Source organism: Microbispora sp. CSR-4, assembly GCF_008033685.1.
Classification (GTDB): Bacteria; Actinomycetota; Actinomycetes; order Streptosporangiales; family Streptosporangiaceae; genus Microbispora.
This window is the reverse complement of the sequence record NZ_VJVX01000119.1, coordinates 1-6,898: the sequence shown is the minus strand read 5'-3', so window position 1 is coordinate 6,898 and position 6,898 is coordinate 1. Positions and strand designations below refer to the sequence as shown.

Sequence of the window (6,898 nt, the reverse complement as noted above, 5' to 3'; positions counted from 1 at the left end):
GACCGGCTGCACGGCGCACCCGAGGCCCTCGCCTACATCCGCTCCCTCAACGCCATCACCCCGCCCGACGCCGCCTTCGACGCCGCCTTCTCCTCCGAGTGACCCGGCACGCCGGGCGGCGGCCGCACAGTGCCACATAGTGCTCCGCACGCTGGCCACATAGTGCTCTGCACGCTGGGCACATAGTGCTCCGCGTGCTGGCCGCGAAGTGCTTCGCGCGTTGGTAGCGCGGTGCTGCCGAAGTGGCGCATCGTGGCCGGTGCGCTGGGCACACAGTGCTCGGCGTGCCGGCTGCGAAGTGCTTCGCACGTTGGGCACACAGTGGCCGCCGCCCGGTGGAGCGGACCCATCCCGAAGTAGATCCGCGCTGAGCGATTCACCCCCCATGCCGATCCGCGCTGAGCCGATTCACCCCCCACGCCGATCCACCCCCCACGCTGATTCACCCCCCACGCTGATTCACCCCCCACGCTGATTCACCCCCCACGCTGATTCACCCCCGAGCAGGCACACTCTGCGCCGCTTCACCCTGATGCGTTTCACCCTGCGCCGATTCACTCTGCGCCGATTCACCCTGCGCCGATTCACATTGAGCAGCACCCGCACCATCCCGGCCGACCGGCCGGGGAGAGGAGACAGATGAAAACCGGAGTATGGCTGATAGGAGCACGCGGGTCGGTCGCGGTCACCAGCATGCTCGGGGCGTCTGCGGTGCGGGCGGGCCTGGCCGAGCCGACAGGATGCGTCCTCGAGTCGCCCGAGCTGCACAGCGACGCCCTCCCCGCCATAGGCGACCTGGTCTTCGGCGGCCACGACATCTCCTCGATCCCCCTGGTCAAGAAGGCCGCCGCGCTGGCCGAGGCGGGAATCGTCCCGGCCCGGCTCGCCGGTGCCGTGCAGGACGCGCTGCTCGAAATCGAGCAGGATGTGCGGCCCCTGCCGCTCCACGAGACCCAGGCCGGGGTCGCGGACGCCATCGGCGCCGACCTGGACCGGTTCCGCCGCCGGCACGGGCTGGACCACGTCGTCGTGATCAACGTCTCGACCACGGAACCCGCGCCGCCGCCCCATCCCGCCCACGCCGATCTCGACGCGCTGCGGGTCGCGCTCGACGGCCCGGAGCCCGTCCTGCCGCCCAGCGCCCTGGCCGCCTACGCCGCCCTGCGCGCCGGCTGCCCGTACGTCGACTTCACGCCGTCCACCGGCGCCCGGCTGCCCGCCCTCGACGCCCTGGCCCGAGTGCAGGGGCTGCCGTACGCCGGTCACGACGGCAAGACAGGTGAGACCCTGGTCAAGTCGGTGCTCGCCCCGATGTTCCGGCTGCGCAACCTGAAAGTGCGCGCCTGGTCGGGCACCAACCTGCTGGGCGGCGGCGACGGCGCGAACCTCGCCGAGCCGGCGGCCAACGCGGCCAAGTCGGCCAGCAAGCAGCGCGTGCTGCGCGAGACGCTCGGTTACACCCCGCAGGGCGACACCCGGATCGACTTCGTCGAGGACCTCGACGACTTCAAGACGGCGTGGGACCTGATCTCCTTCGAGGGCTTCCTCGGCACGCGCATGCGCATGGAGTTCACCTGGCACGGCTGCGACTCGGCGCTGGCCGCGCCGCTGGTCCTGGACCTGGCCCGGCTGACGGCGGCCGCCCAGCAGGCCGGGTGTACGGGCCCGCTCACCGAGCTGGCCTTCTTCTTCAAGGACCCCCTCGGGGAGGTGCCCCACGCGCTTGCCGAGCAGTGGCGGGTGCTGCGCGCCTTCGTGTCCGCGCTCGGATGATCCTCCGCCGCTGCCCCGGACCGGTGAGTCCGGGGCAGCGGCGGGGTCAGGTCGACGTCGCGGCCTCGGTCAGGCCACGACGCAGGGCACGCCGTTGAGAGTGAAGGCGGTCGGTTTGGCCGTGTTGCCGGTGTGGGTGGCCTGGAAACCGATGTCGACGGTGGCTCCGGGGGCGATCGTGCCGTTGTAGCTGACATTGCTGGCGCTCACCTGGCCGCTTGAGGGCGAATAGGTGGCGTTCCAGCCCGAGGTGATCGACTGCCCGGAGGGCAGGGTGAAGCTCAGCGTCCAGCCGCTGATCGTGGAGGTCCCGGTGTTGGTGATGCTGATCGCGGCCGTGAAGCCGGTGTCCCAGGCGTTCATCGTGTAGGTGACCCGGGGCCCGGTGCCGGTGCCGCCACTGGGCGACGGGCTCGGCGAGGGGCTCCGCGCCGGGCTCGGCGACACGACGGGCGACGGGGAGGGCGAGGGGCCTCCGCCGCTCAGGCTGGTCACGAACGTCGTCATGCTGCGGGCCGGGAGCGTGATGGTCAGTGAGCCGTTCGACATCGTGGTCTGCGCCTGGGGAGCGACGTTCCTGCTCGCGTCGGTCAGCCAGGACGAGACGGCGGCCGAGCCGGCGTTGGCCACGGTGAACTGCTGGCTCACCGCGGAGGTCCCCTTGTTGATGGCGACGATGACGACGGTGTCGTCGTTCCGGTACGCCGAGACGTAGACGTTGGACGCGGGGTTGGCCGTCGCGTCGATCCGTACGTATCCGGGGCGGACGAACCTGGCGAACTGCGCCATGATGGCGCCGCGCTTGCTGAGCTGGCCGTCCTCGCGCATGGGGCCGTAGCTGCGCCGGATGTACCACCAGACGTACGCCTGGAACTCGGCCTCCACCATGGCGCGGTGCATGTGCTCACCCACGTCGAGCGCCTGGGGCCAGGTGTCCGCCGAGTCGGAGCTGTTGGGGTAGTAGACCTCGGTCATCCAGAGGTCCTTGCCGGCGCCCTTCTGCTTGAAGAGCGGATAGGGGAAGTTCGAATACGGCGTGCCGTAGAGGTGCGCCCCGATGATGTCCACGTTGGCGAGCGCCGTGGAGTCGTTGAGGATCGGGTCCGACATGCTCTTGACGTACTGGAACGACTCGGGCGCGATGACCCGGGTGTTGATAGAGCCGGCGTTCTCACGCAGGAACCGGACGATTTCAGTGGACGTCCACCACGTCCAGTCGTGCGCGTAATCGGGCTCGTTCTGCACGGATATGGCGTACAGATTCACCCCGTTGTTCCGCATGTACGTGCTGAAGGAGTTCAGATGCTGGGCGTACGCCGCGTACTGGTCATACCTGAGACGCTTCGCGTTGGTCTGGCCGTTGCGGTTGAAAGTCTCGATCATGGACGCCGGGGGATTCCACGGCGAGGCGAAGACGATCGCCCCGAGCTCGGCCGCGCGTTTCGCCGTCGCAAGGTCACGGCTCCAGTCCGACTGGTTCTCGCCGACGGGGATCCGCAGGATGGAGAACCCGAGCTTGCCCTCGCCGTTGCCGAACGCGGTGTCCCGCTGGGCGGCGGTCAGGTCGCCGATCCAGGCGGCGTGGGCCATGCCGCCGAAGCCCCGGATGGTCTGCCGCTGCGCCGACGGATTCACGGTCGCGGTGGCCGCCGAGGCCGCCGAGGCCCCCAGGACCGACGTCGCGGCCGTGATGACCGGCAGGGCCCCCACCGTCGCCAGGACGGACCTGCGGCTCAGCAACCGCCGCTCGCCGCTCACGGGCCCATGCTGATCCTGCGTCATGCCTTCTCCTCTTGACTTGTCGGTGCTGATCCGCGCCGACGGGTCCGCGATCCGCCCGGGGCGGCCACGGGGCCGCCCCGGGCGGAGTGGTGTCACACTCGGGTCCACTGCTGGTTGGTGCCGCCCCAGCAGGAGTAGATCTGGAGTTTCGTGCCGTTGGCGGTGCCAGCGCCGATGACGTCGAGGCACTTGTTCGCGCCGACCGCGGTGATGGTGCCGTCGGAGTTGAACTGCCACTTCTGGTTGCTCTGGCCGTTGCAGTCCCAGATGATCACGCTGGTGCCGTCGGCGGTGCCTGCGCCGTTCACGTCCAGGCACTTGTTGCCGTAGACCCGCAGCTCACCGGAGCTCGTCTGCGTCCACGTCTGGTTGCTCTGGCCGTTGCAGTCCCAGATCTGTACCTGGGTGCCGTTCGTCTGGGAGGCGTTGGGAACGTCGAGGCAGCGGCCCGATCCCACGCCCTTGATGGCGTTCCCGTTTCCGGTGGGCGGGGGAGAACTGGACGTCCCGCCGTTGAGGGCGTCGAGGACGGCGGTGTAGGCCTGCTTCTTGTTGAAGTTGCCGTCGAACAGCAGTGGGGTGTCCCCGCTGCGCCAGGACCACTTGTCGGTGATGCCCCACACCGTGATGCCGGTGCAGCGGGACACGGCCATGCAGGCCTGGACGACGCGGCGGTAGGCGTCGGCCTGCGTGGAGCCGGAGCCGCCGACGTCGAGCTCGGTGATCTGGACGTCGACGCCGAGGGCGGCGAACTGGGCGATGTTCTGCTGGTAGTTGGACGGCGGGTTGCCGAAGTGGGACTGCAGCCCGACGCAGTCGATGGGCACGCCGCGGGCCTTGAAGTCCTTGACCATGTTGTAGACGCCGCGGGTCTTGTTCGCGTTGGCGTCGTCGATGTTGTAGTCGTTGTAGCACAGCTTGACGTTGGGGTCGGCGGCGCGTGCGGCGCGGAAGGCCTCCTCGATGAAGCCGTTGCCGAGTTTCTGCGTGAAGATCGAGCTCCGCAGGCTGCCGACCGAGCCGCCGTCGGCGAAGGCCTCGTTGACCACGTCCCAGGCGTAGACCTTGCCCTTGTAGTGGTTCATGACCTGGGTGATGTGGTTGGTCATCGCCGAGCGCAGGTCGCTGGCCGACATGTTGTTGTTGATCCAGCTGGGCAGCTGGGCGTGCCAGACCAGGGTGTGGCCGCGGACCTTCATGCCCTTGCTCACGGCGTGGTTGACGATCTGGTCGGCCGAACCCCAGTTGAAGGAGTTGCGGGAGGGCTCGATCGGGCCCCATTTCATCTCGTTTTCCGCGGTGACCGAGTTGAACTCCCGGTCCCAGGTGGCCACGTAGGTCGAGTCGTTCAGGTGCCCGGCCGCGATCGCGGTGCCGAAGTAGCGGCCGCTCTGGGCGGCGGCCGCGCCCAGGGTGCCGGCTGCCGCGTCAGCGGGGACGGATGCCGAGAGTGCGGTGACCGTGCCGAGTGCGCCGAGGGCGCCGGCGATCAGCAGCCGGCGGGTGCCGGCGAGCCTATGCCGTCTTCCGTCGGCGGGTCGTGGGGCTGTTTCGCCCATGCTTGAGCCTCCAACTGCGAAATAGATGAGGGAACGCGGAAAAGACGTCCGCGGGAACACCACGCCGTCGGCCGTCATTTGAAGCCGAAACGGTGGCCCCTGCCGCGCACCACCGATCCGGCAGGAGGAGCCGCCTCCGGGGAGTCAGTCTGGAAATCATCCCGAAACGTGTCAAGAGTGTTGCCTGTAAGTTTCGAAGCAGCTTTCGCGCGCATGCGTCATCTGCGCAGGTGTACGGCGCGAAATGTCGTTCGTAAAGGGCGCGACTTCCTTCGCGCCGCCCACGGATCACGTGGGTCGCGATGAAAGTTTCCCGCGCGCCGGACTCCGGAGGGAGTTCCCGCGTCCACGGAAGAGCAGGTCGGCCGCGCCCGGTCGGCGCGACGACCCGGACGCGGAGGGGCAAGGGTTGACGCGGCGTGCCGCGTCGGGTTTGATCCGCGCTACACCACCACGCACGGGCCGTTCGATGAGAGAGGAGTATTGGTCGCAGAATTGTTAGCGCTAACATCGGCCTCGTAGACCCACATGACTTTCCGGCCGGCACGCGCCCGTCCGCAGCACTTGTGAGCGGCAGACGGCTGTCAAAGGGATCACGAGCCGGTCGCTGTTTCCACCGTCACGCCTTTCGGCGCGTCGGTTCCGGCGCCGCGAGTTCCGGTACGCCGGCTTTCGGCGCTGAAAGTATGGCGCCGAAAGTATGGCGCTGAGAGTTCGGCACCGAGAGCGTGGCGCTGGTAGTCCGGCGCTGGGCGTATGGCGCCGTCTCTTTGGCGCCGTGACTTCCGGCATGTGAATTCCGGGAGTTCCGGCGCCGCGTTCGACACAAGCGGCGTCCGCCGGCGGGCCGCCTCCGCCGCGTGCCGGGCGACGACGCCGTCCGCCGATCCGGCCGGGTGCCCCTCGGGGGCGACCACGTCGAACCCGCCCCGGCGGCCGATCCGCAGCCCTGCCGTTCCCTTCACCTTCCGGCGAGGCGCGCCCTCGTGCCCTGGCGCGGGCCACGCACCACCGACCGCGCATTGTCCCCATCCCCAGCCGTGTCTCCGCTGAAGGAGAGAAGATGCACCAACCCCCCGTCCGTACGACGAGTGGCCGGCGACGCGCGCCGGCCACCGTCTTCGCCTGCCTGCTGGCGGCGCTCGCGACCGTTCTGGCGTCCGCCGTCACCTGGGTGGCGCCGGCCTCCGCGGCGACCGTCGACACCAACACCTGGTATGTCCTGGTCAACCGCAACAGCGGTAAGGCGCTCGACGTCTACAACTTCTCCACCGCCGACGGCGGGGCGCTCGTGCAGTGGAGCCGCAGCAACGGGAACAACCAGCAGTGGCGGTTCCTCGACTCCGGCGGCGGCTACTACCGCCTGCAGTCGCGCCACTCGGGCAAGGTGATCGACGTGGCCAACCTCTCCACGGCCGACGCCGCCGACGTCGTGCAGTGGAGCGACCACAACGGCACCAACCAGCAGTTCCGGCTCGCGGACTCGTCCGGCGGCTACGTACGGCTGGTCAACCGCAACAGCGGCAAGGTCGTCGAGGTCCAGAACGCCTCCACCGCGGACGGCGGCAGGATCGTGCAGTACTCCGACTGGGGCGGCAACAACCAGCAGTGGCAGCTCGTCCCCGTCGGGAGCGTCTCCGATCCCTCGCCGTCACCGTCGGCCTCGCCGTCGGCGTCGCCGTCAGCGAGTCCGACGAGCGGGTCGTGGCCGCCGTCGTCGACCTATTCCAACCCGGTGTTGTGGGAGGACCTGGCCGACATCGACGTCTTCCGGGTGGACGACA

Annotated in this window: 4 protein-coding genes; 2 read left to right on the top strand and 2 right to left on the bottom strand. The window is 69.1% G+C overall.

The window, feature by feature from the left end; all coding sequences use genetic code 11:
• The first annotated feature begins 639 nt into the window (after positions 1 to 639).
• A complete protein-coding gene (locus FLV34_RS38490) occupies positions 640 to 1,773 on the top strand; it encodes an inositol-3-phosphate synthase (protein ID WP_147945508.1) in 1,134 nt (377 codons plus the stop codon).
• 69 nt (positions 1,774 to 1,842) lie between these two features.
• Here the strand turns inward: FLV34_RS38490 and FLV34_RS38485 are convergent, their stop codons facing one another.
• Both FLV34_RS38485 and FLV34_RS38480 read right to left on the bottom strand, forming a co-directional pair.
• A complete protein-coding gene (locus FLV34_RS38485) occupies positions 1,843 to 3,555 on the bottom strand; it encodes a cellulose binding domain-containing protein (RefSeq protein WP_147945507.1) in 1,713 nt (570 codons plus the stop codon).
• A gap of 92 nt (positions 3,556 to 3,647) precedes the next feature.
• Complete coding sequence (locus FLV34_RS38480) at positions 3,648 to 5,114, bottom strand: endo-1,4-beta-xylanase (protein WP_147945506.1); 1,467 nt, start codon at positions 5,112 to 5,114, stop codon at positions 3,648 to 3,650.
• Between the two features lie 1,063 nt (positions 5,115 to 6,177).
• Here FLV34_RS38480 and FLV34_RS38475 point away from each other — a divergent pair.
• Positions 6,178 to 6,898 (top strand): RICIN domain-containing protein (locus tag FLV34_RS38475; RefSeq protein WP_187280858.1); only part of this gene is annotated, 721 nt, incomplete at its 3' end.

Coding starts and splice junctions, on each gene's coding strand:
- FLV34_RS38490 (WP_147945508.1), top strand. CDS start 640: ATGAAAACCGGAGTATGGCTGATAGGAGCACGCGGGTCGGTCGCGGTC.
- FLV34_RS38485 (WP_147945507.1), bottom strand. CDS start 3,555: ATGACGCAGGATCAGCATGGGCCCGTGAGCGGCGAGCGGCGGTTGCTG.
- FLV34_RS38480 (WP_147945506.1), bottom strand. CDS start 5,114: ATGGGCGAAACAGCCCCACGACCCGCCGACGGAAGACGGCATAGGCTC.